This window comes from Pseudomonas sp. 2 (assembly GCF_056627435.1).
The window spans coordinates 201,983-224,536 of record NZ_JBWXNG010000002.1; the positions used below are offsets into that span (position 1 = coordinate 201,983).

Here is a 22,554-nt window from a genome sequence, read left to right on the forward strand (position 1 = left end):
TCAAACTTGCAGCCTATAGACAAACATCTTCGACAGGACCTCGATCATGAAAGGCGACATTACAGTCATCCAGCATCTCAACAAGATCCTCGGAAACGAGCTGGTCGCGATCAACCAGTACTTCCTGCATGCGCGCATGTACGAGGACTGGGGCCTGAACAAGCTGGGCAAGCACGAGTACAAAGAATCCATCGACGAGATGAAGCACGCTGACAAACTGATCAAGCGCATCCTGTTTCTGGAAGGCATTCCTAACCTGCAGGACCTGGGCAAGATCCTGATCGGTGAGCACACCAAGGAAATGCTGGAGTGCGATCTGAAGATCGAGAAGAAGGGCCACGCGGATCTGAAAGCGGCGATCGCTCATTGCGAAACCGTTGGCGATTTCGGCAGCCGTGAAATGCTCGAGGACATTCTGGAGTCCGAGGAAGAGCACATCGACTGGCTGGAAACCCAGCTAGGTCTGATCGACAAGATCGGTATCGAGAATTACCTGCAGTCGCAGATGGGTGAAGAGGACTGATTTTCAGTTTCTGTCGCTTCGAATGGCCCGCAGCCAGAGATGGATGCGGGCTTTTTTGTGGGCTTTTGCCGGCTTTGAGATCGCGTACTTATCCATTTGTAGTGATGACGCCATTTTGTTCTGGCTAACGCCAGACCTGTTTCGGCTCCGCCGAGTTACTTGGAAAAGACACCCAAGTAACCAAGGTGTCCTACTCCTGGTTTGGGTCCTCCTTCGTCGGACTTCCTTCATTCCGGTCTCGCTCCGTGGGCCCGGCGCGAATGGGCCATCCATGGCCCCGCGCCTCGCGCGGCATCCTGCCGCTTGGCCCACTGCGCGAGACCTCCATTCAGCCTGCACCCAAGTCGCGTTTTGTGTCGTCTGGACTACCGCGCACGAAGATCAAAATCAAAAGCGGATGCGCGTTTGTGGGTGTTCGCGATCTGCTTCTGGCCGAAGGCCGTAGGAGCCCGGCTTGCCAGCGATCTGCCGGGAACCGGCAGCAAACCCTGCGCATGCGGTATGCCTGACACGGCCAGGGCGTATGGATTTACTGCCGCTGCGCGCCAGATCGCTGGCAAGCCAAGCTCCTACGCCCTTCGGGCAGAATCAAAAGCAGACTGCACAACACCAACCGTTGCCGTTGCCGTTGCCGTTGCCGTTGCCGTTGCCGTTGCTTTTGATCTTCGTGCGCGATCGTCCAAACACCACAAATCGCGACTTGGGTGCAGGCCGAACGCAGGCGATGTGGAGTGGGTCAAGCGGCAGGATGCCGCGCGAGGCGCGGGGCCATGGATGGCCCATTCGCGCCGGGCCCACGGAACATCGCCGGAGTGAGGGTACCCCGACGCAGGAGGGGCCAAACCAGGAGCAGGACACCTTGGTTACTTGGGTGTCTTTTCCAAGTAACTCGACGAAGTCGAAACAGGTCTGGCGTTAGCCAGATCCAATCAGCGCCACCACAAAACTCAATATTGGCGGTGATGCAAAGGCCAATAAAAAACCCCGCCTCTAAAAAAGAAAGCGGGGTTTCGACGCAACCGAATCAAGCATCAAGCAGTAGCATTCTTCTCAAACGCCGCCTTGATCAACGGCTGCAACTCACCGTTGGCATGCATCTCGACAATGATGTCGCTACCACCGACCAGCTCACCGTCCACCCACAACTGCGGGAAGGTCGGCCAGTTGGCGTATTTTGGCAGGTTCGCACGAATCTCAGGGTTCTGCAGAATGTCGACGTACGCAAACTTCTCGCCGCAAGCCATCAGCGCCTGGGAAGCCTTGGCCGAGAAACCGCACTGAGGGGCATTTGGAGCGCCTTTCATATAGAGCAGAACGGTGTTTTTGGCAATCTGGTCTTTGATCGTTTCGATGATATCCACGGAGCACCTCGGCTGAACTTTACGACTCTAAAAGTCGACACGGTGGCGCATTGTAACGGAAAGCCTAGCGTAACGCTCGGTCTTGGCTTTAATCGCTCCGATAAATATGACGGGCGTCATGCCGCCGCGACGGTCACCGGCACGCCATTGAGCGCAGCATTACCGGAAACTGCGTCCAGATACCGCTCGTCGGTCAGGTCGTTGGCGCTCTCCCCCGGTTGCCCGCGCGCGATGTCCATCTGCACCCCCGGTCGGCCGTGGCCCCAGCCGTGAGGCAGGCTCACCACGCCCGGCATCATGTCGGCGCTGCCCATTACCTCCACCTCGATCATCCCGACCCGCGAACTGACTTTCACCCGCTGTTCGTCGCAGAGGCCCCGCCGAGCCATGTCTTCGGGGTGCATCAGCAACTGGTGGCGCGGCTTGCCCTTCACCAGCCGGTGATAGTTGTGCATCCAGGAATTGTTGCTGCGCACATGACGCCGCCCGATCAACAGCAATTCGTCGACGCCAGGCGCAGACTGCGTGGCAAAACGCACAAGGTCAGCCAGGATCACCTCGGGCGCGGCCTGTACGTGCTGATTGGCGGTTCTCAGGCGCGTCGCCAGGTTGGGCCGCAAGGCGCCGAGATCCAGGCCGTGGGGATGGTCAAAGAGCTTCTCCAGCGAGAGCCTAGTGTCCGAAGCATCGCCGTAGAACCCGGCGCGCAGGCCGCGATCGACCATCTGTGCGGGCGCAATGGTCGGTTTTAGTTCCCGCTCGGTCCGGGCGGCGAAGGCGCGGGCAAGGCCGACGAAGATTTCCCAGTCGTGCAGCGCGCCCTGGGGCTTGGCGAGAATTGCGCGGTTGAAGCGCGTCACGTTGCGCACCGCGAACATGTTGAAGGTGGTGTCGTAGTGATCGTTTTCCAGCGCCGAGGTCGACGGCAGGATCAGGTCGGCGTGGCGGGTGGTTTCGTTGATGTACAGGTCGACGCTGACCATGAACTCGAGCCCGGAAAGCGCCTGATCCAGCTGGCGGCCATTGGGTGTCGACAACACCGGATTACCGGCAACGGTCACCAGCGCCCTCACCTGCCCTTCGCCCTCGGTGAGCATCTCTTCGGCCAGCGCCGAAACCGGCAGTTCGCTGTTGTATTCGGGCAGCCCGGAGACGCGGCTCTGCCAGCGGTTGAAACCACCGCCGGAAGTCGACGCCACCAGGTCCAGCGCCGGTTGCGTGCACAGCGCGCCACCGACGCGGTCGAGGTTGCCGGTGACCAGGTTGATCAACTGCACCAGCCAATGGCACAAGGTGCCGAAGGTCTGGGTGGAAATCCCCATGCGCCCGTAGCAGACCGCTTTGTCGGCCGCCGCGAAATCCCGTGCCAGCTGACGGATCTGCCCGGCAGGCACGCCACAGCGCAGGCTCATGGCCTCGGCGTCCATGGGCGCGATGGCCGCTCGCACCTCTTCAAGGCCATCGATCGGCAGATGGCTTTCGCGGGTCAGGCCCTCGTCGAACAGGGTGTGCAACAGCCCGAACAGCAAGGCGGCATCGCCACCAGGGCGGATGAACAGGTGCTGATCGGCAATGGCCGCCGTTTCGCTGCGCCGCGGATCGACCACCACCACCTTGCCACCGCGGGCCTGAATGGCCTTCAGGCGCTTCTCGACGTCAGGCACGGTCATGATGCTGCCGTTGGAGGCCAGCGGATTGCCGCCCAGAATCAGCATGAAATCGGTGTGATCGATGTCGGCGATCGGCAACAGGAGGCCGTGGCCATACATCAGGTAACTGGTCAGATGGTGGGGCAGTTGGTCGACAGACGTTGCCGAAAAGCGGTTGCGAGTTTTCAGCAGGCCCAGAAAGTAATTGCTGTGGGTCATCAGCCCGTAGTTGTGAACGCTGGGATTGCCCTGATACACCGCGACCGCGTTCTGCCCGTGGCGGGCCTGAATGTCTGCCAACCGCTCGGCCACCAGATCGAACGCCGCCTGCCACTCGATGGCCTGCCACTGATCGCCCACTCGCAGCATGGGCTGGCGCAGGCGGTCAGGATCGTTCTGGATATCCTGCAGGGCCACGGCCTTGGGGCAGATGTGCCCACGGCTGAAGGTGTCCAGCGCATCGCCCTTGATCGAGCTGATGCGCACGGCGCCATCGTCTTCGAGCGTGGTTTCGATGGTCAGGCCGCAGATGGCCTCGCACAGGTGGCACGCACGGTGGTGCAGAGTCTTGGTCATCGCCAGTCTCATGTTCTTGTGTGGCGATCAGACAGATCGCGGAATCAGAACTATGGAGGCTGGTGCAGCACTTCGCCAGAAAGGTCAGTGCCGTGAATCGGACAGCATCAGGCGAGCCGATGACTCGCCCGTGCAGGGAAAAGAGGGATCAGGAAGCGGAGCCACCGATGGGGGTGACCACCTTGCGCTGCATCTGGATCTCGTGAACGGTTTCGACCTGTTCCTGAGACACCTGCACGCCGGTCAGTTCGCCTATCAAACGCCAGTGATCGTCCAGGCCTGAGCTGATGGTGGCCATGCGGTCGATCATGCGACGGCCGGCCGAGCGGGTGACTTCATCCTCGCTGCGCATCAGCTCGAATGACATCGAGGTCATGGAAGCCGTGAGGTGCGTGAGGGTACGGGCCGTGAGCCCGAGCAGTTCCGTCAGTTGTTTCTCTTTTGAATCCATTCCCCACCTCTTCTGGAGGACATAAGCAGCCTTTATAACCCACGCCACTGGTTTAGGAAACGTCCCGGTTTCCACGGCGTGAAGCACGTCGCAAGGTTTGCATCAATTTGAAACTATTACAGAATCGGCAGTAATTGCGCAGACTTTAGGGCCCGGTGTACAACCTCTGCCGTTGGACATCAGCAGCGATGGCGAAGTGCCTTCCCTGCGTGAGCAACTGTAGCACTTCGTTACATGAAAAGCGTCCTGACAACGGCATTTTCAGGCTACCGAACGTCTGACGATTATTTTCCGGTGTGCCGGGCCTTGGCACGAGGCGACATTTTCTTATACCCTCGCGCCTTCCCTATTCGTCGCCCCGTGCGGCTTTTGCCGCAGTTCCCGCCCGTTTTCCCGATAAAACCCGGCTTTGAGGACCTGCGGTCTGTTGCAGACAAGGTAGTTAATGATGATCACCAGGCACTTTCTCTCGATGATGGACTACACGCCAGATGAGCTCGGCAGCGTGATCCGCCGAGGCATTGAGCTGAAGGACCTGCGCAACCGCGGCGTGCTGTTCGAGCCGCTGCGCGGTCGCGTGCTGGCGATGATCTTCGAGAAATCTTCGACTCGTACCCGGGTTTCGTTCGAAGCCGGGATGATCCAGCTCGGTGGTCAGGCTATCTTTCTGTCGCCGCGCGACACCCAACTGGGCCGTGGCGAGCCGATTGCCGACGGCGCACGCGTCATGTCGCGCATGGTCGATGCGGTGATGATCCGCACCTTCGCCCACAGCAACCTCACCGAGTTTGCTGCCAATTCCCGCGTGCCGGTCATCAACGGCCTGTCGGACGATCTGCATCCTTGCCAGTTGCTCGCCGACATGCAGACCTTCCTCGAGCATCGTGGCTCGATCAAGGGCAAGACCGTGGCCTGGATCGGCGACGGCAACAACATGTGCAACAGTTATATAGAAGCCGCGATCCAGTTCGACTTCCAGCTGCGCGTCGCCTGCCCCGAGGGCTACGAGCCCAACCCGCAGTTCATGGCGCTGGCCGGTGACCGCGTCACCCTGACTCGCGATCCACGTGAAGCGGTCAAGGGCGCTCACCTGATCAGCACCGACGTCTGGACCTCCATGGGCCAGGAAGACGAGACCGCCAAGCGCAACGCGCTGTTCAAGCCGTTCCAGGTCACCCGCGAACTGCTCGACCAGGCCGCCGAGGACGTGCTGTTCATGCACTGCTTGCCTGCGCATCGCGGCGAGGAAATCAGCGAAGACCTGCTCGACGATGCCCGTTCCGTTGCCTGGGACCAGGCTGAAAACCGACTGCACGCGCAGAAGGCGCTGCTGGAGTTCCTCGTCGCGCCCGCCTACAAACCGGCCTGAGCACGCTTATGCTGCTGAAACTGCGCAACCTCGCCTGTGGCTACCAGGACCAACGTGTGGTGCAGAACCTCGATCTGCACCTCAACGCCGGTGACATCGGTTGCCTGCTGGGCTCCTCGGGTTGCGGCAAGACCACCACGCTGCGCGCCATCGCCGGTTTCGAGCCGGTGCATGAGGGCGAGATCGTGCTGGCCGATGAAGTCATCTCCAAGGCCGGTTTTACCCTGGCCCCGGAGAAACGGCGGATTGGCATGGTGTTTCAGGACTACGCGCTGTTCCCGCACCTGACCGTGGCCGACAACATTGCCTTCGGCATTCGCAACCACCCGCGCCAGGCGCAGGTGGTGCAGGAGATGCTGGAGCTGGTCAACCTCGGCGCACTGGGCAAGCGTCATCCTCACGAGCTTTCCGGCGGCCAGCAACAACGTGTCGCCCTGGCCCGTGCGCTGGCACCAGAGCCGCAATTGCTGCTGCTCGATGAGCCGTTTTCCAACCTCGACGGCGAGTTGCGCCGGCGCCTGAGCCATGAGGTGCGCGACATTCTCAAGGCCCGTGGCACCAGTGCGATCCTGGTGACCCACGATCAGGAGGAAGCCTTCGCCGTCAGCGATTATGTCGGCGTGTTCAAGGAAGGCCGCCTGGAGCAGTGGGATACGCCCTACAACCTCTATCACGAACCGGCTACACCCTACGTCGCCAGTTTCGTGGGCCAGGGCTATTTCATTCGCGGGCAGTTGCAGGACAGCGACACGGTGCAGACCGAACTGGGCCTGCTGCGCGGCAACCGCGCCTACCCGGGCGTGAACGGCGCGCCGATGGACGTGCTGCTGCGCGCGGACGACATCGTCCACGCCCCGGACAGCGACCTCAAGGCAACCGTTGCCAGCAAGACATTCCAGGGCGCCACCACCCTGTACCGCCTGCGAATGCCCACGGGCACCCAGCTCGAAGCGCTGTTCCCCAGTCACGCGGATTTGCGCGCCGGGGAAACGGTGGGGATTCGCGTTTCAACTGAACATTTGGTGCTATTCCCGGCGCAGGGCAGCGCCGCCGTTTCCGACTGAAATACGATCCCCCTGTAGGAGCGAATTTATTCGCGAAATCCAACAGGCGACATAAATACATCGCCTGCCCCGGCCATTCGCGAATAAAGTGGAGCGCCACCCCGGTCGCTCCTACAGAGGGTCGGTGTTCAGGCGCAGCGTGCCGCTGGCCACCAACGTCGCATACCCGCCAATCTTCACCCGATCTCCTTCCAGACGGCAGAACAGCTCACCGCCACGCCGCGAGCACTGCAGCGCCGTCAGGCTGAACTTGTTCAGCCGCGCCGACCAATAGGGAATCAGCGCGCAATGGGTCGCGCCGGTCACCGGGTCTTCTGCGATACCGATCGCCGGGGCGAAATAGCGCGACACGAAATCGTAGCGCTCGCCATCGCCCTTGGCCGTCACGATCACCCCGGGCCAGGGCAAGCGGGCGATGGCAGCAAGATCCGGCCGGCAGTCACGCACCGCCTGTTCGGATTCCAGCACCACCAGCAACTCCGCCGAGCCCAGCACATCGACCACATCAACATTCAGCGCCCGCTCGATATCCACCGTCACACCGACCTCACTGGGCGGCATCGCCGGGAAATCGAGCAACAGGCGGCCGTTCTCCCGCGTGACATTCAGCGGCCCTGACTTGCTGATGAACTGGATGGCGTCCGAGGTTTCTCCATATTTCTCATACAACACGAACGCACTGGCCAGCGTCGCATGGCCGCACAGCGGCACCTCGCTGGTCGGGGTGAACCAGCGGATGTGCCAGCCCTGCGCCTCGCGCACCACGAAGGCGGTTTCCGAGAGGTTGTGTTCGGCGGCGATATGCTGCATCAATTCGTCCGACAGCCAGGCATCGAGGCGATAGACCATCGCCGGATTACCCGCGAACGGCCGGTCACTGAAGGCGTCGACCTGGTGGAATTCAAGCTGCATGGAAGGCATCCCCGAGGGTTGAAGGTGGCGTGCGGATCACTCGCGCCCGATGTGGGCAAAGGTCGCGCTGGTGTATTGTGCAAGGATTGCAGCCGACAGCTCGACTTCAAGCCCGCGGCGACCGGCGCTGACGAAAATCGTCGCGAACGGTTGAGCAGACTCGTCGATGAAGGTTCGCAGTCTTTTCTTCTGCCCCAGAGGGCTGATGCCGCCGAGCAGATAGCCCGTGGCACGCTGGGCCGCTGCCGGGTCAGCCATTTCGGCTTTTTTTGCGCCGGCAGCGTGGGCCAGCGCCTTGAGATCCAGCGAACCCACTACCGGCACCACGGCCACCAGCAACTCGCCCTTCTCGGTGCTGGCCAGCAGCGTCTTGAACACCTGGGCCGGTTGCAGATTCAGCTTTTCAGCGGCTTCCAGGCCGTAGGACGGCGCTTTCGGATCATGTTCATAGCTGTGGACACGGTGTTCGGCGCGGGCTTTTTTCAGTAGATCCAATGCGGGGGTCATGCAGCACTCCAGACGGCAGGGTGTGTCTTGTTGGCATAGGCTACTTTAGGCCATCTGCCATCTAAACGCTTCAGCCTTGCAACGGCTTGCCCGTGAAAATTCGCCACATGAGCGAATCCCGAAAAGGGTTCGCTTTCGACCTTTGACAAGGTTCGTTTACGTCTATATTTTTTCGAATACGAATATAAAGCGCAGGCATCGACATCACCTGCGCAACCTGAGCGCTTGCACGTAAACTGACGGCAGCCCTCCGGACACCGGCTTCATTACCAGGCAACCGACATGACCGATAACGACAAGAATTACATCATTGCCCTCGACCAAGGCACCACCAGTTCCCGCGCCATCATTTTCGATCGCGACGCCAATGTGGTCAGCACCGCCCAGAGCGAGTTCGTCCAGCATTACCCACAGCCGGGCTGGGTCGAGCATGATCCGATGGAAATCTTCGCCTCTCAGTCGGCCTGCATGACCAAGGTGCTGGCCCAGGCCAACCTGCACCACAACCAGATCGCCGCCATCGGCATCACCAACCAGCGTGAAACCACGGTGGTGTGGGAGAAGGACAGCGGTCGCCCGATCTACAACGCCGTGGTCTGGCAGTGCCGACGCAGCACCGAAATCTGCCAGCAGCTCAAGCGCGACGGCCTGGAGGACTACATCAAGGAGACCACGGGGCTGGTCATCGACCCGTACTTTTCCGGCAGCAAACTGAAGTGGATTCTCGACCACGTCGAAGGCAGCCGAGAACGCGCCCGCCGCGGCGAGTTGCTGTTCGGCACGGTGGATAGCTGGCTGATCTGGAAATTCACCGGCGGCAAGGTGCACGTCACCGATTACACCAACGCCTCGCGCACCATGATGTTCAACATTCATAAGCTGGAATGGGATCAGCGGATGCTCGACGTGCTCGACGTGCCGCGCGAGATGCTGCCCGAGGTCAAGTCCTCGTCCGAGGTCTACGGCCACAGCAAGAGCGGCATCGCCATCGCCGGCATCGCGGGCGACCAGCAATCGGCGCTGTTCGGCCAGATGTGCGTCGAGCCCGGCCAGGCCAAGAACACCTACGGCACCGGCTGCTTCCTGCTGATGAACACCGGCAAGAAAGCCGTGAAATCCAACCACGGCCTGCTGACCACCATCGGCTGCGGCCCGCGCGGCGAAGTGGCGTATGCGCTGGAAGGCGCGGTGTTCAACGGCGGCTCGACCGTGCAGTGGCTGCGCGACGAGCTGAAGATCGTCAACGACTCCATGGACACCGAATATTTCGCCACCAAGGTGAAGAACAGCAATGGCGTGTACCTGGTTCCTGCGTTCACCGGGCTGGGCGCGCCCTACTGGGATCCGTACGCCCGAGGCGCGCTGTTCGGCCTGACCCGCGGCGTGAAGGTCGACCACATCATCCGCGCGGCGCTCGAATCCATCGCCTACCAGACCCGCGACGTGCTCGACGCCATGCAACAGGACGCTGGCGAGCCGCTCAAGGCCCTGCGCGTGGACGGTGGCGCGGTGGCCAACAACTTCCTCATGCAGTTCCAGGCCGACATCCTCGGCACCCAGGTCGAACGCCCGAAAATGCGCGAGACCACGGCCCTGGGTGCCGCCTACCTGGCCGGCCTTGCCATTGGCTTCTGGAGCGGGCTGGACGAGCTGAAAGACAAGGCAGTGATCGAACGCCGGTTCGAGCCGCAGTGCGACGACGCCGAGAAAGAGAAGCTGTACGCCGGCTGGCGCAAGGCCGTCGACCGCACCCGGGATTGGGAACCCCACGAAGACGCGGAGTGAACGTGATCCGTGGGAGTGAGCTTGCTCACGAAGCCTTTTCAACCGCATTCGTGAGCAAGCTCACTCCCACAAAGCTGACGGCAGAGCGTTTTTTTCCGGCTGACAGGTAATGGCTGCCTGCGGCATCATGGGCGCTCTTGCCCGAAGGAAAAAAAATGAATCTGCCACCCCGTCAACAGCAGATCCTCGAGCTGGTCCGTGAGCGCGGCTATGTCAGCATCGAGGAGATGGCCCAGTCATTCATCGTCACCCCGCAAACCATCCGCCGCGACATCAACCAGCTGGCGGAAATGAATCTGCTGCGTCGCTACCACGGCGGCGCGGCCTACGACTCCAGCATCGAGAACACCGCGTACGCCATGCGTGCCGACCAGATGCGCGACGAGAAACAGCGCATCGCCGAAGCGATTGCCGCGCAGATCCCCGATCACGCCTCGCTGTTCATCAACATCGGCACCACCACCGAATCCATCGCCCGCGCCCTGCTCAACCACAGCCACCTGAAGATCATCACCAACAACCTGCATGTGGCCTCGATCCTCAGCGGCAAGGACGATTTCGAAGTGCTGCTGGCCGGTGGCAACGTGCGTCGCGACGGCGGCGTGGTGGGTCAGGCGAGCGTCGATTTCATCACCCAGTTCAAGGTGGATTTCGCCCTGGTGGGCATCAGCGGCATCGACGAAGACGGCAGCCTGCTGGACTTCGACTACCAGGAAGTGCGCGTCTCCCAGGCGATCATCGCCAACGCCCGCCAGGTAATCCTGGCGGCGGACTCCAGCAAGTTCGGCCGCAACGCCATGGTGCGCCTAGGCCCGATCACCCTGATCGATTGCCTGGTGACCGACCAGCCACCGGTGCCAGCGCTGGCGCAATTGCTGGCGCAGAACAAGATCCGGTTGGAAGTCGTTTAAACACGCTAAACCTGTAGGAGCGAATTCATTCGCGAAAAATCCAACAGGCGACATAAATGCATCGCCTGACCTGGCCATTCGCGAATAAATTCGCTCCTACAGGGGACTTTGCGCCCAGATAAGAGGTCATGGGGCGGCGCAGGGTTTTCGAAAAACACCTCGACCATGTTCGCTTTTGTTCCTTTCCATTCCCTTCAATCAGTATTTTCAATCGATACTGAGTGGTGACACCTGTCTTATTGGTTTATCATTTTCGAAAATGAACACAAATGTTCGATTTCGCCTAACGCGAACATGATCGAAAAGACTCGAGCGAACCCGACAGGAGGCCCCGATGGCCCACTCCGCATTGCCTACCCCACCCCTTTCCGAGGTCTACGACATCGCTGTCATCGGCGGCGGGATCAACGGCGTCGGGATCGCGGCAGATGCATCGGGTCGGGGTCTTTCGGTGTTTCTCTGCGAAAAGGACGACCTGGCCAGCCATACCTCCTCGGCCAGCAGCAAGCTGATCCACGGCGGTTTGCGCTACCTCGAACATTACGAATTCCGCCTGGTGCGCGAAGCGCTGGCCGAGCGCGAAGTGCTGCTGGAAAAAGCCCCGCACATCGTCAAGCCCATGCGTTTCGTCCTGCCTCATCGCCCGCACCTGCGTCCGGCGTGGATGATTCGCGCGGGCCTGTTCCTTTATGACCACCTCGGCAAGCGGGAAAAACTGCCGGCCTCGAAAAACCTGCGTTTCGGCGCCAACAGCCCGCTCAACAGCGCGATCACCCGCGGTTTCGAATATTCGGACTGCTGGGTCGACGATGCGCGCCTGGTGGTGCTCAATGCCATGGCCGCCCGCGAACACGGCGCCCACCTGCACACCCGCACTCGCTGCCTGAGCGCCCGGCGCAGTGGTGGCCTGTGGCACCTGAACATGGAGCGTGCCGACGGCGCGCTGTTTTCGGTTCGCGCCAAGGCGCTGGTCAACGCGGCAGGCCCGTGGGTCGCCAAATTCATTCGCGAAGACCTGAAACTGGAATCCAAGTACGGCATTCGCCTGATCCAGGGCAGCCATCTGATCGTGCCGAAACTCTACGAAGGCGAAAACGCGTTCATCCTGCAGAACGAGGATCAGCGCATCGTCTTCACCATTCCTTATATGGAACGCTTCACCATCATCGGCACCACCGACCGCGAATACACCGGCGATCCGGCCAAGGTCGCGATCACCGAAGGCGAAACCGATTACCTGCTGAAGATCGTCAACGAGCACTTCAAAAAGCAACTGAGCCGCGACGACATCATTCGCACCTATTCCGGTGTGCGGCCGCTGTGCAACGACGAATCCGACAACCCGTCCGCCATCACCCGCGACTACACGCTGTCGCTTTCGGGCGATGCCAATGAAGCGCCGATTCTCTCGGTGTTCGGCGGCAAGCTGACCACCTATCGCAAGCTGGCCGAATCGGCGATGCAGCAACTGGCGCCGTTCTTCCCGCAAATGAAAGGCAGCTGGACCGCGCGCACCAGCCTGCCCGGCGGCGAGAACATGACCACCCCGGCGACACTGGCGAGCGAACTGCAGGCACGTTGCCCATGGCTGCCCGCCGAGATCGCCAAGCGCTGGGCCATCACCTACGGCTCGCGCAGCTGGCAGATCGTCGACGGCCTGCAAGGCCTGGCGGACATGGGCGAGCATCTGGGCGCAGGCCTGTACAGCGCCGAAGTAGATTACCTGTGCCGCGCCGAATGGGTGACCCAGGCGGATGACGTGCTGTGGCGGCGGACCAAGCTGGGCCTGTTCACCACGGCTGAAGAACAGCAGAAGGTGCAGGCGTATCTGGACAAGATCGCCCGCCACAAAAGCACCATAGAAGCGGCCTGATCCCCCCCCAGCACCCTTCGCCCATGTGGGAGTGAGCTTGCTCACGAATACGCCTGTACAGCCACTCGTAATAGTGGGGCTGCATAGATGCTTTCGTGAGCAAGCTCACTCCCACTGTTATTTCTGGAAACTGACGATTGGCGCTGCGATCACATTCGGTTTTCCGAACACCCAACGGCTGGCCATTCGGCATCCCGGACGCAAAGTCCTGCCGTCTCGCCCCCATTCAAAATAAATCCCCTTATTTATCAGTGTATTAGCCACTGTCACGTGCTTGGCACGACTCATGCTCTACACTGATCCACGATTGCTCCGATGTAGCGTGCCGCCTGTCTGGGCCGCCGTTGTAGCGTTCTGAAACCAAAAGGGCCGACCCAACACCGGACCCATAAGAAAAACAAAGTCGAGGATTATCAGATGCGTATCGTTCCCCATATTCTGGGCGTGGCCATTGCAGCAGCCGCTTTGATCAGCACCCCAGTGTTCGCCGCCGAACTGACCGGCACCCTGAAGAAAATCAACGACTCGGGCACCATCACCCTGGGCCACCGCGATTCTTCGATCCCGTTCTCCTACATCGCTGACGCTTCCGGCAAACCGGTTGGCTACTCCCACGACATCCAGCTGGCCATCGTCGAAGCCATCAAGAAAGACCTGAACAAGCCGGACCTGAAGGTCAACTACAACCTGGTCACTTCGCAGACCCGCATCCCGCTGGTGCAGAACGGCACCGTCGACGTTGAATGTGGCTCGACCACCAACAACGCCGAGCGCGCTCAGCAAGTCGACTTCTCGGTCGGTATCTTCGAAATCGGTACCCGCCTGCTGACCAAGGTCGGCTCGCCGTACAACGATTTCGACGATCTGAAAGGCAAGAACGTCGTGACCACCGCCGGTACCACCTCCGAGCGCATCATCAAGGCGATGAACGCTGACAAGCAGATGGGCATGAACGTCATCTCCGCCAAAGACCATGGCGAATCCTTCCAGATGCTGGAATCGGGCCGCGCTGTCGCGTTCATGATGGACGACGCCCTGCTGGCAGGCGAAATGGCCAAGGCCAAGAAGCCGACCGACTGGCACGTGACCGGTACCCCGCAATCCTATGAAATCTACGGCTGCATGGTTCGCAAGGATGACCCTGCGTTCAAGAAAGCCGTGGATGACGCCATTGTCGGCCTCTACAAGTCCGGCGAAATCAAGAAGATCTACGACAAATGGTTCACCCAGCCGATTCCTCCAAAAGGCCTGAACCTGGAATTCCCGATGAGCCCAGAGCTGCAGAAGCTGATCGAGAACCCGAACGACAAGCCAGCCCCAGAGAAGAAGGCGTAAGCCCTTCGTTTCACCCTGCAATAACGTGAAAGTCTGATTCCCGGGGAAGCCTTGCTTTCCCGGGAGCCGCCGCAAGGCGTGCGTGCACAACGATCGATCAGAGGGGAGACCCTGATGAATTACAACTGGGACTGGGGCGTGTTCTTCAAGTCCACTGGCGTGGGCGCCGAGACCTATCTGGACTGGTTTATCTCCGGTCTGGGCTGGACCATCGGCATTTCCATCGTCGCCTGGATCATTGCACTGACCCTGGGCTCCGTGCTCGGCGTCATGCGTACGGTGCCCAATCGCATCGTGTCGTCAATTGCCACGATCTACGTGGAAATCTTCCGTAATGTGCCACTACTGGTGCAGCTGTTCATCTGGTACTTCCTGGTGCCGGACCTGCTGCCCGACAACCTGCAGGAGTGGTACAAGCAGGACCTGAACCCGACCACCTCGGCATTCCTGAGCGTTGTCGTGTGCCTGGGTCTGTTCACCGCCGCACGGGTTTGCGAACAAGTGCGTACCGGTATCCAGGCGTTGCCGCGCGGGCAGGAATCCGCCGCACGCGCCATGGGCTTCAAACTGCCGCAGATCTACTGGAACGTGCTGCTGCCGCAGGCTTACCGGATCATCATTCCGCCGCTCACCTCCGAATTCCTCAACGTGTTCAAGAACTCGTCCGTCGCCTCGCTGATCGGCCTGATGGAATTGCTGGCGCAGACCAAACAGACCGCCGAGTTCTCCGCGAACCTGTTCGAGGCCTTCACCCTGGCCACCCTGATCTACTTCACCCTGAACATGAGCCTGATGCTGTTCATGCGCATGATCGAGAAGAAAGTCGCGGTACCGGGCCTGATCTCCGTGGGAGGTAAATAATGGACTTCTCTGGAATCGTTCCGGCCATCCCGGGCCTGTGGAACGGCATGATCATGACCCTCAAGCTGATGGCGATGGGCGTCGTGGGCGGCATCATCATCGGCACCATCCTGGCCCTGATGCGCCTGTCCCACAACAAGCTGCTGTCACGCATCGCCGGTGCCTACGTCAACTATTTCCGCTCCATCCCGCTGCTGCTGGTCATCACCTGGTTCTACCTGGCGGTGCCGTTCGTGCTGCGCTGGATCACCGGCCAAGACACGCCGGTGGGTGCGTTCACCTCCTGCGTCGTGGCCTTCATGATGTTCGAGGCGGCGTACTTCTGCGAAATCGTCCGTGCCGGTGTGCAGTCGATCTCCCGCGGGCAGATGGGTGCGGCCCAGGCGCTGGGCATGACCTACGGCCAGATGATGCGCCTGATCATCCTGCCGCAGGCCTTCCGCAAGATGACCCCGCTGCTGCTGCAGCAGAGCATCATCCTGTTCCAGGACACCTCGCTTGTGTACACGGTCGGTCTGGTCGACTTCCTCAACTCGGCACGCTCGAGCGGCGACATCATTGGCCGCTCCAATGAATTCCTGATCGTTGCCGGTCTGGTGTACTTCACGATCAGCTTCGTTGCTTCGCGTCTGGTCAAGCTCATGCAGAAAAGGTTAGCCGTATGATTTCCATCAAAAATATCAACAAGTGGTATGGGGACTTCCAAGTGCTGACCGATTGCAGCACCGAGGTCAAGAAAGGCGAAGTGATCGTCGTGTGCGGGCCGTCCGGTTCGGGCAAGTCGACCCTGATCAAGTGCGTCAACGCCCTTGAGCCGTTCCAGAAAGGCGACATCGTGGTCGATGGCACCTCCATCGCCGACCCGAAGACCAACCTGCCGAAACTGCGCTCGCGCGTCGGCATGGTGTTCCAGCATTTCGAGCTGTTCCCGCACCTGTCCATCACCGAGAACCTGACCATCGCGCAGATCAAGGTGCTGGGCCGCAGCAAGGAAGAGGCCACCAAGAAAGGCCTGGCCCTGCTTGAGCGCGTCGGTCTGTCGGCCCACGCCCACAAGCACCCCGGTCAGCTCTCCGGCGGCCAGCAACAGCGCGTGGCGATTGCCCGTGCGCTGGCGATGGACCCGGTGGTGATGCTGTTCGACGAACCGACTTCCGCGCTCGACCCTGAAATGGTCAACGAAGTGCTCGACGTGATGGTGCAACTGGCCCACGAAGGCATGACCATGATGTGCGTGACCCACGAAATGGGCTTCGCCCGCAAAGTGGCCGACCGCGTGATCTTCATGGACAAGGGCCAGATCATCGAAGACTGCGCCAAGGAAGAATTCTTCGGCGACATCAACGCCCGTTCCGAGCGCGCCCAGCACTTCCTGAACAAGATCCTGCAGCACTAAGCCTTAACCGTTTCTGCCTCACGAGGGCGACGCCCCACAAGGGCACATCTCCGCCAGCCGCGCGCGTTCACCATCCATGGCACGTGCGGCTGGTCGGTCCAGGACGACTGTGATGAAATGCGATCCACCTCTCAGCGCACCGCCATCACTGACTGTGAAACCCCGCCTGATCCGCCAACTGTTCCTGCCGCCGCTGGTCATCCTGCTGATGATCGCGCTGGGCTATTTCACCTACCTGTACAGCGAAAAGAACGGCATCCAGGCCCTGAGTGAAAACGGCCAGCGCCAGCTCGAACTGCACGCGCGCACCGTCGAAAGCGAGATCAACAAGTACAACTACCTGCCCAGCGTGCTGGAGCTCGAATCCAATGTCTCTGACCTGCTCAACGATCCCTCGCCGGAGTTGCGCGCTAAGGTCAACGACTACCTTGAAGGCCTGAACCGGCGCAGCCGCAGCCGTGCCATCTATGTGCTCGACACCACGGGCCGGGTGCTCGCCACCAGCAACTGGCGCGACGCCGACAGTTACCTGGGCGAAGACCTGTCCTTCCGCGCCTATTATCAGGACGCGATTCGCGGCCTGCCCGGGCGTTTCTACGGCATCGGCAGCACCACCGGCGAACCCGGTTATTACCTGGCCCACGGGCTGGAAGAGAAAGGCAAGATCATCGGCGTGGCGGTGATCAAGGTGCGTCTGGAAGCGCTGGAAGAGCGCTGGCAGCGGGCGCGCCTGGAAGCATTCGTCAGCGACGAGAACGGCATCATCATTCTGTCCAGCGACCCGGCGCGGCGCCTGAAGTCGGTACGCCCGCTGACCCCGCAGATCAAAGAGCGCCTGGCGCGCAGCCTGCAGTATTACTGGTGGCCGCTCAATGAGCTGGTGCCGCTTGAGCGTGAGTCGATCGCCGAAGGCGTGGAGAAACTGACCTTCCCGGCCAACAGCAGCGTCGACCACGAACACACGGTTGTGAGCTATCTGGCGCAGACCCGCGACCTGGCCGACACGCCGTGGCACCTGACCCTGCTGACCCCGCTCGAAGACCTGCGCCGGGAAGCCGCCAATCAGGGCATGCTGGTGGCCGTGGCCTTTGCGCTGGTGACTTTCCTGCTGATTGCCTGGAACGAGCGGCGCAAGGTGATTTCCGTGCGTCTGGCCGCCCGGGAAGCGCTGGAACAGGCCAACAACGAACTGGAGCGACGGATCACCGAGCGCACCGCCGATTTGCGCGCCAGCAACGAACGGCTCAAGGGGCAGATTCGCGAACGGCGGCAGGCCGAGGAAACCTTGCGCCAGGCCCAGGACGAACTGGTGCAGGCCGGCAAGCTCGCGGCCATCGGGCAGATGTCCACCAGCATCGCCCACGAACTCAACCAGCCGCTGGCCGCGCTGCGCACGCTGTCGGGCAACACCGTGCGTTTCATCGAACGCGGCGCGCTGGACACCGCCAGTACCAACCTGCGCACCATCAACGATCTGGTCGACCGCATGGGCCGCATCACCGCCAGCCTGCGCTCGTTCGCCCGGCGTGGCGAAGACAAGGGTCAGGCCTCGCTCGCCAAGGCAGTGGAAGCGTCATTGCAGGTGCTGGCCGGTCGTGTCGAAAGCAGCTCGCTTGAGTTGCATCAGCGTTTCGATGACGTGCAACTGAGCATCGACCAGACCCGCCTGGAGCAGATTCTGGTCAACCTGATCGGCAACGCCCTGGACGCCATGCAATCGCAGCCGCTGCCCGCGCTGTGGCTGGAAGGCGAGGTGTTCGAAGGACGCTATCGCCTGCGCGTGCGCGACAACGGCCATGGCATCGACGCCGAGGCACGCAAGCATCTGTTCGAACCGTTTTTTACCACCAAGCCTGGTGAGCAGGGGTTGGGACTGGGCCTGACCCTGTCGGCGAGCCTGGCGGCAGCGGCTGGCGGCAGCTTGAACGCGGAAGACCCGGCCGAGGGCGGGACGATGTTTGTGCTGGTGTTGCCGTTGGTGAATGCCGGGACGAATGTATGAGGTTTCAAGGTGAAGGTATTCCTGTGGGAGCGAGCTTGCTCGCGAATGCTTGGGTGCAGACTTCCATAAATGCGTCGAATGCACTGACCCTTTCGCGAGCAAGCTCGCTCCCACCGATCCGTTTTTTGGATGAGCAAGATCATGAACACTGAACTGACCGTCCTCATCGTCGAAGATGACCCGCACGTCCTGCTCGGCTGCCAGCAAGCCCTGGCGCTGGAAGACATTCACAGCCAGGGCGTGGGCAGTGCCGAGGAAGCGCTGGCGCTGGTGAGCGACAATTTTGCCGGGATCGTCATCAGCGACATTCGCCTGCCCGGCATCGACGGCCTGGAATTGCTCAAGCGCCTGAAGGAGCGCGACCGCAGTCTGCCGGTGGTACTCATTACCGGACACGGCGATGTGTCGATGGCCGTGGGCGCCATGCGCGACGGCGCCTACGACTTCATGGAAAAGCCCTTCTCCCCCGAGCGCCTGGTGGACGTCGCCCGTCGCGCGCTGGAGCAGCGCGGGCTGGCGCGGGAAGTCTGGTCGCTGCGCCGGCAACTGGCCGAGCGCGACTCGCTGGAAGGCAAGATCATCGGCCGCTCGCCGGCCATGCAGAACCTGCGCGCGCTGATCGCCAACGTCGCCGACACCTCGGCCAACGTGCTGATCGAAGGCGAGACCGGCACCGGCAAGGAACTGGTCGCCCGTTGCCTGCATGAGTTCAGCCGCCGCCACACTCATCAGTTCGTCGCCCTCAACTGCGGCGGGTTGCCGGAAAACCTGTTCGAAAGCGAGATCTTCGGCCATGAGGCCAATGCCTTCACCGGCGCGGGCAAGCGGCGCATCGGCAAGATCGAGCACGCCCACGACGGCACGCTGTTTCTCGACGAAGTGGAAAGCATGCCGATCAACCTGCAGATCAAACTGCTGCGGGTCTTGCAAGAGCGCACCCTGGAGCGCCTGGGCTCGAACCAGAGCGTGGCGGTGGATTGCCGGGTGATCGCGGCGACCAAATCCGACCTCGATGAAATGGGCCGCAGCGGGCAGTTTCGCAGCGACCTGTACTACCGCCTCAACGTGGTGACGCTGGAGCTGCCGCCCTTGCGCGAGCGCCGCGAGGACATCCTGCAACTGTTCGAGCACTTTTTGCAGTTGTCGTCGCTGCGCTTTGATCGCGAGCCACCAGTGCTGGACCGCCAGACAATGTCGGCGCTGATGAGCCACGACTGGCCGGGCAACGTGCGCGAGCTGCGCAACGTGGCCGAACGTTATGCGCTGGGCCTGCCGGCCTTCAAGAAACCCGGCTCGTCAACCACTGCGCAGAGCCTTGGGTTTTCCGAGGCCGTGGAAGCGTTCGAGCGCAACCTGCTCAGCGAAGCGCTGCAGCGCAGCGGCGGCAACCTGAGCCAGGCCAGTCAGGAGTTGGGCATGGCCAAGACCACCTTGTTCGACAAGGTGAAGAAGTACGGATTAGGTTGAAACACGATCCCCTGTAGGAGCGAATTCATTCGCGAAAGATTGTTCAGGCGACAGAGATTCATCGCCTTAATCACCGCATTCGCGAATGAGTGGAGCGCCACCCCGGTCGCTCCTACAGGTTCAGGCCGTATTCGCCTTGATCAATTCGTCGACCTCACCGGACTTGGGCGCTGTCGCTGGTCCCCAACGGGTCACAGCGATCGCTGCCGCAGCGTTGGCGCGCAATGCAGCAACCTGCGTCGAAAGCCCCGCTGACAACCCCGCCAGCAACACCCCCGCATGAGCATCGCCTGCGCCGTTGGTGTCGATGGCGGTGACCGGAAAACCGCCCACATGCCGGGTGTCACTGCCCTGGCGAATCCAGCAGCCCTGCGGCCCGTCGCGCACCACGATCAGCGCATCGTCACGCAGCCACTGTCCGAGTTTCTCCAGCGCCTCGGCAATCGCCTCGCAGCCGGTGAAGCGCAGGGCTTCTTCGCAGTTGCTGGTCCACAAGGTAATCAACGGCAGCACGGCCTGGACCTCGGCGCCATCTGGCGAATTGACCAACGGCCCCGGATCGAACACCAGGTTTGCGCCTTGAGGCAATCCGGCCAGCCAATCCAGCAGTGTCGAAACCTTGCCCTTGTGCAGCAGGCTGTAGCCGCTGACGAACACAAAATCCTGGGCGCTCACCGTCACGCTGTGCAGATCACCCGCCGACAACCCGCCCTCAGCGCCCACGTAGGAAATGAACGAGCGCTCGGCTGACGGCTCGATCAGTGCCACCGAGAGGCCGGTGTCCTGATCGGTCGAGGCGCCGGTGGCGACCTCGATGCCTTCCTGCGCCATGGCCTGACGCGCCAGATCGCCGAAGCGCCCGTTGCCATGACGCCCCAGGTACAGCGTCTGCAAGCCGTTGCGGCGGGCCGCAGCCATCACGTTGAAACCGCCGCCGACTTCAAACGCAGCGGAGCGGGCGAGCACATCGCCGCCCGAGGGCGGCAAGGCGTCCAGGGCCATGACCAGGTCAACCACGACCTGGCCGGTGTACAGCAATCTAGCGGGCATGAGCAGCCTCTTTGGCAACGACACGGCGGTCGCGCGAACCGCCGAGAATGGCATACAAGCCGCCGGCCACGACAAAGGTCACGATCCAGCCCAGGCCGTTGTGACCGAACCAGGAATCGGACAGCAAGCCCTTGAACAGCACGTTCTCCGGCGTAGTGGCGACGGTGGTGAAACTGAAACCCAGCACGATGGCCAGCGCCCACGCACCCAGCGCGCGCCACTCCACACCACCGTTGTACCAGTAGGCGCTGCTCGGGGTGACGTCCATCAGGTCCTTGGCCGAATAGTAGTGACGATGGATCAGATCGACGACGAAAATCCCGACCCACGCCGTGATCGGCACCGCCAACAGCGAGATGAAAGTGATGAACGGGCCGTAGAAGCTGTCGGCGATCAGCATGAAGTAAATGGAGCCGGCGAAGATCGCCACGATGTCGACGATCACCGCATGCACGCGCTTGATCTTCAGGCCCAGGGTCAGCGTGGTCAGGCCCGCCGAATACACCGACAGGTTGTTGGACAACAACAGCCCGCCAAAGGCCGTGATCAGGTACGGCACGGCCATCCAGGTCGGCAGCAGCTCACGAATGGCGATGATCGGGTCGATGGCCGAGGCCAGGTGATCGTTGCCCACCGACAGCAGCCCGCCGAGGGTGATCAGCAGCACCAGCGGAATCCCCGCACCGAACGCAGCCGAGGCCACCAGCCCTGCGGCCTTGACGCTGCCGTGCTGGTAGCGCGACATGTCGGCGCCGGCGTTGGCCCAGCCGATCCCGGTGCCGGCCGCCATGGTGCCGACACCGATGATCATCGCGCTCAGCGGTGCAGGCGTTGCGTTGAACACGGCAGTCCAGTCGATATGGGCGATCAGGAAACCGCCGACCACGATGTTCAAGGCGCCGAAGATGTAGGTCGCCCACTTCTGGATCACCAGCAGCGTGGCATGGCCCAGGCCGGAAACGGTCAGGGTCATGAGCACGAAGATGGCAATGAACAGCAGCGTCAGGCCGGGCGAGTTTTTCGCCTCGACAGCGGTGCCGAACAGGATCGAGCACAGCGACAGCAGCACAAAGGCGGCGGTGGTGGTGTTGACCGTTTCCCAGCCCAGGCGCGACATCAGCGAAACAATGGTCGGGCCGATATTGCCGCGCACGCCGAAGATGGCCCGCGAGAGCGTCAGGCTCGGCGCGCGGCCACGGCGACCGGCGATGGAAATCACCCCGACCACGGCGAACGAGCCTGCCGCGCCCAGGATCGCCACGATAATCGCCTGGCCGATGGACAGCCCGCGAAAGGCCACCAGCGTGGCGCCCAACGGCAAGCCGAGAATACTGATGTTGGCCGCGAACCAGACCCAGAACAGCTGTAACGGGTGGCCGTTGCACTCGTTTTCCGGAACCGGCTCGATGCCGCGTGTTTCAAGCTGTCCTGCGCCTTGAGTGGCGTTGGATGACGTCATGGG

General features: G+C 61.5%; 19 protein-coding genes. 12 read left to right on the plus strand and 7 right to left on the minus strand.

Annotated elements, in window-relative coordinates; translation table 11 throughout:
• The first annotated feature begins 46 nt into the window (after positions 1-46).
• Positions 47-523, plus strand: a complete 477-nt coding sequence (gene bfr / locus AC1MEK_RS03950; protein ID WP_480394961.1) for a bacterioferritin — start codon at positions 47-49, stop codon at positions 521-523.
• 1,031 nt (positions 524-1,554) lie between these two features.
• On the opposite strand, the gene grxD is transcribed toward bfr, so the two are convergent.
• The 3 genes from grxD to AC1MEK_RS03965 form a co-directional block, all read right to left on the minus strand.
• On the minus strand, positions 1,555-1,884 hold the full coding sequence (gene grxD / locus AC1MEK_RS03955) for a Grx4 family monothiol glutaredoxin (protein WP_480394962.1): 330 nt from the start codon (positions 1,882-1,884) through the stop codon (positions 1,555-1,557).
• 116 nt (positions 1,885-2,000) lie between these two features.
• A complete protein-coding gene (locus AC1MEK_RS03960) occupies positions 2,001-4,109 on the minus strand; it encodes a molybdopterin oxidoreductase family protein (protein ID WP_480394963.1) in 2,109 nt (702 codons plus the stop codon).
• Positions 4,110-4,257: 148 nt separating this feature from the next.
• Positions 4,258-4,560 (minus strand): hypothetical protein, encoded by a 303-nt coding sequence (locus tag AC1MEK_RS03965; protein ID WP_093461232.1) that lies wholly within the window; start codon positions 4,558-4,560, stop codon positions 4,258-4,260.
• A 448-nt stretch (positions 4,561-5,008) separates the two neighbouring features.
• On the opposite strand from AC1MEK_RS03965, the gene argF reads away from it, so the two are divergent.
• Positions 5,009-5,929: an ornithine carbamoyltransferase gene (gene argF / locus AC1MEK_RS03970; RefSeq protein ID WP_480394964.1), complete on the plus strand. Its 921-nt coding sequence runs from the start codon at positions 5,009-5,011 to the stop codon at positions 5,927-5,929.
• Positions 5,926-6,993, plus strand: a complete 1,068-nt coding sequence (locus AC1MEK_RS03975) for an ABC transporter ATP-binding protein (protein ID WP_480395264.1) — start codon at positions 5,926-5,928, stop codon at positions 6,991-6,993. Before argF ends, AC1MEK_RS03975 begins: the two co-directional genes overlap by 4 nt.
• 111 nt (positions 6,994-7,104) lie before the next feature.
• On the opposite strand, the gene AC1MEK_RS03980 is transcribed toward AC1MEK_RS03975, so the two are convergent.
• Together AC1MEK_RS03980 and ybaK are read right to left on the minus strand one after the other, a co-directional pair.
• Complete coding sequence (locus AC1MEK_RS03980; protein WP_480394965.1) at positions 7,105-7,905, minus strand: PhzF family phenazine biosynthesis protein; 801 nt, start codon at positions 7,903-7,905, stop codon at positions 7,105-7,107.
• Positions 7,906-7,941: 36 nt separating this feature from the next.
• Entirely contained in the window at positions 7,942-8,412 is a 471-nt protein-coding gene (gene ybaK / locus AC1MEK_RS03985) for a Cys-tRNA(Pro) deacylase (protein WP_480394966.1), read from the minus strand.
• 282 nt (positions 8,413-8,694) lie between these two features.
• Between ybaK and glpK the strand changes: the two genes are divergently transcribed.
• The 9 genes from glpK (at position 8,695) to aauR (ending at position 20,042) form a co-directional block, all read left to right on the plus strand.
• A complete protein-coding gene (glpK, locus tag AC1MEK_RS03990) occupies positions 8,695-10,197 on the plus strand; it encodes a glycerol kinase GlpK (RefSeq protein WP_480394967.1) in 1,503 nt (500 codons plus the stop codon).
• Between the two features lie 155 nt (positions 10,198-10,352).
• The gene (locus AC1MEK_RS03995; RefSeq protein WP_480394968.1) at positions 10,353-11,108 is read left to right on the plus strand and encodes a DeoR/GlpR family transcriptional regulator; all 756 of its coding nucleotides are present in this window, start codon (positions 10,353-10,355) and stop codon (positions 11,106-11,108) included.
• A gap of 334 nt (positions 11,109-11,442) precedes the next feature.
• Positions 11,443-12,981 (plus strand): glycerol-3-phosphate dehydrogenase, encoded by a 1,539-nt coding sequence (gene glpD, locus AC1MEK_RS04000; protein WP_480394969.1) that lies wholly within the window; start codon positions 11,443-11,445, stop codon positions 12,979-12,981.
• A 417-nt stretch (positions 12,982-13,398) separates the two neighbouring features.
• Positions 13,399-14,316: a glutamate/aspartate ABC transporter substrate-binding protein gene (locus tag AC1MEK_RS04005; RefSeq protein ID WP_480394970.1), complete on the plus strand. Its 918-nt coding sequence runs from the start codon at positions 13,399-13,401 to the stop codon at positions 14,314-14,316.
• A gap of 114 nt (positions 14,317-14,430) precedes the next feature.
• On the plus strand, positions 14,431-15,177 hold the full coding sequence (locus tag AC1MEK_RS04010) for an amino acid ABC transporter permease (protein WP_480394971.1): 747 nt from the start codon (positions 14,431-14,433) through the stop codon (positions 15,175-15,177).
• The gene (locus tag AC1MEK_RS04015; RefSeq protein WP_480395265.1) at positions 15,174-15,842 is read left to right on the plus strand and encodes an amino acid ABC transporter permease; all 669 of its coding nucleotides are present in this window, start codon (positions 15,174-15,176) and stop codon (positions 15,840-15,842) included. Before AC1MEK_RS04010 ends, AC1MEK_RS04015 begins: the two co-directional genes overlap by 4 nt.
• Positions 15,839-16,573 carry an amino acid ABC transporter ATP-binding protein gene (locus AC1MEK_RS04020; RefSeq protein ID WP_400592847.1) on the plus strand — a complete coding sequence of 245 codons (735 nt, stop codon included), beginning with the start codon at positions 15,839-15,841 and terminating at the stop codon, positions 16,571-16,573. Before AC1MEK_RS04015 ends, AC1MEK_RS04020 begins: the two co-directional genes overlap by 4 nt.
• A gap of 112 nt (positions 16,574-16,685) precedes the next feature.
• Positions 16,686-18,575 (plus strand): two-component sensor histidine kinase AauS, encoded by a 1,890-nt coding sequence (aauS, locus tag AC1MEK_RS04025; RefSeq protein ID WP_480394972.1) that lies wholly within the window; start codon positions 16,686-16,688, stop codon positions 18,573-18,575.
• Positions 18,576-18,716: 141 nt separating this feature from the next.
• Positions 18,717-20,042: a two-component response regulator AauR gene (gene aauR / locus AC1MEK_RS04030; RefSeq protein WP_480394973.1), complete on the plus strand. Its 1,326-nt coding sequence runs from the start codon at positions 18,717-18,719 to the stop codon at positions 20,040-20,042.
• A gap of 120 nt (positions 20,043-20,162) precedes the next feature.
• On the opposite strand, the gene AC1MEK_RS04035 is transcribed toward aauR, so the two are convergent.
• Positions 20,163-21,092, minus strand: a complete 930-nt coding sequence (locus AC1MEK_RS04035; protein ID WP_480394974.1) for a PfkB family carbohydrate kinase — start codon at positions 21,090-21,092, stop codon at positions 20,163-20,165.
• On the minus strand, positions 21,082-22,551 hold the full coding sequence (locus AC1MEK_RS04040; RefSeq protein WP_480394975.1) for a purine-cytosine permease family protein: 1,470 nt from the start codon (positions 22,549-22,551) through the stop codon (positions 21,082-21,084). Before AC1MEK_RS04040 ends, AC1MEK_RS04035 begins: the two co-directional genes overlap by 11 nt.
• Between the last annotated feature and the right edge of the window lie 3 nt (positions 22,552-22,554).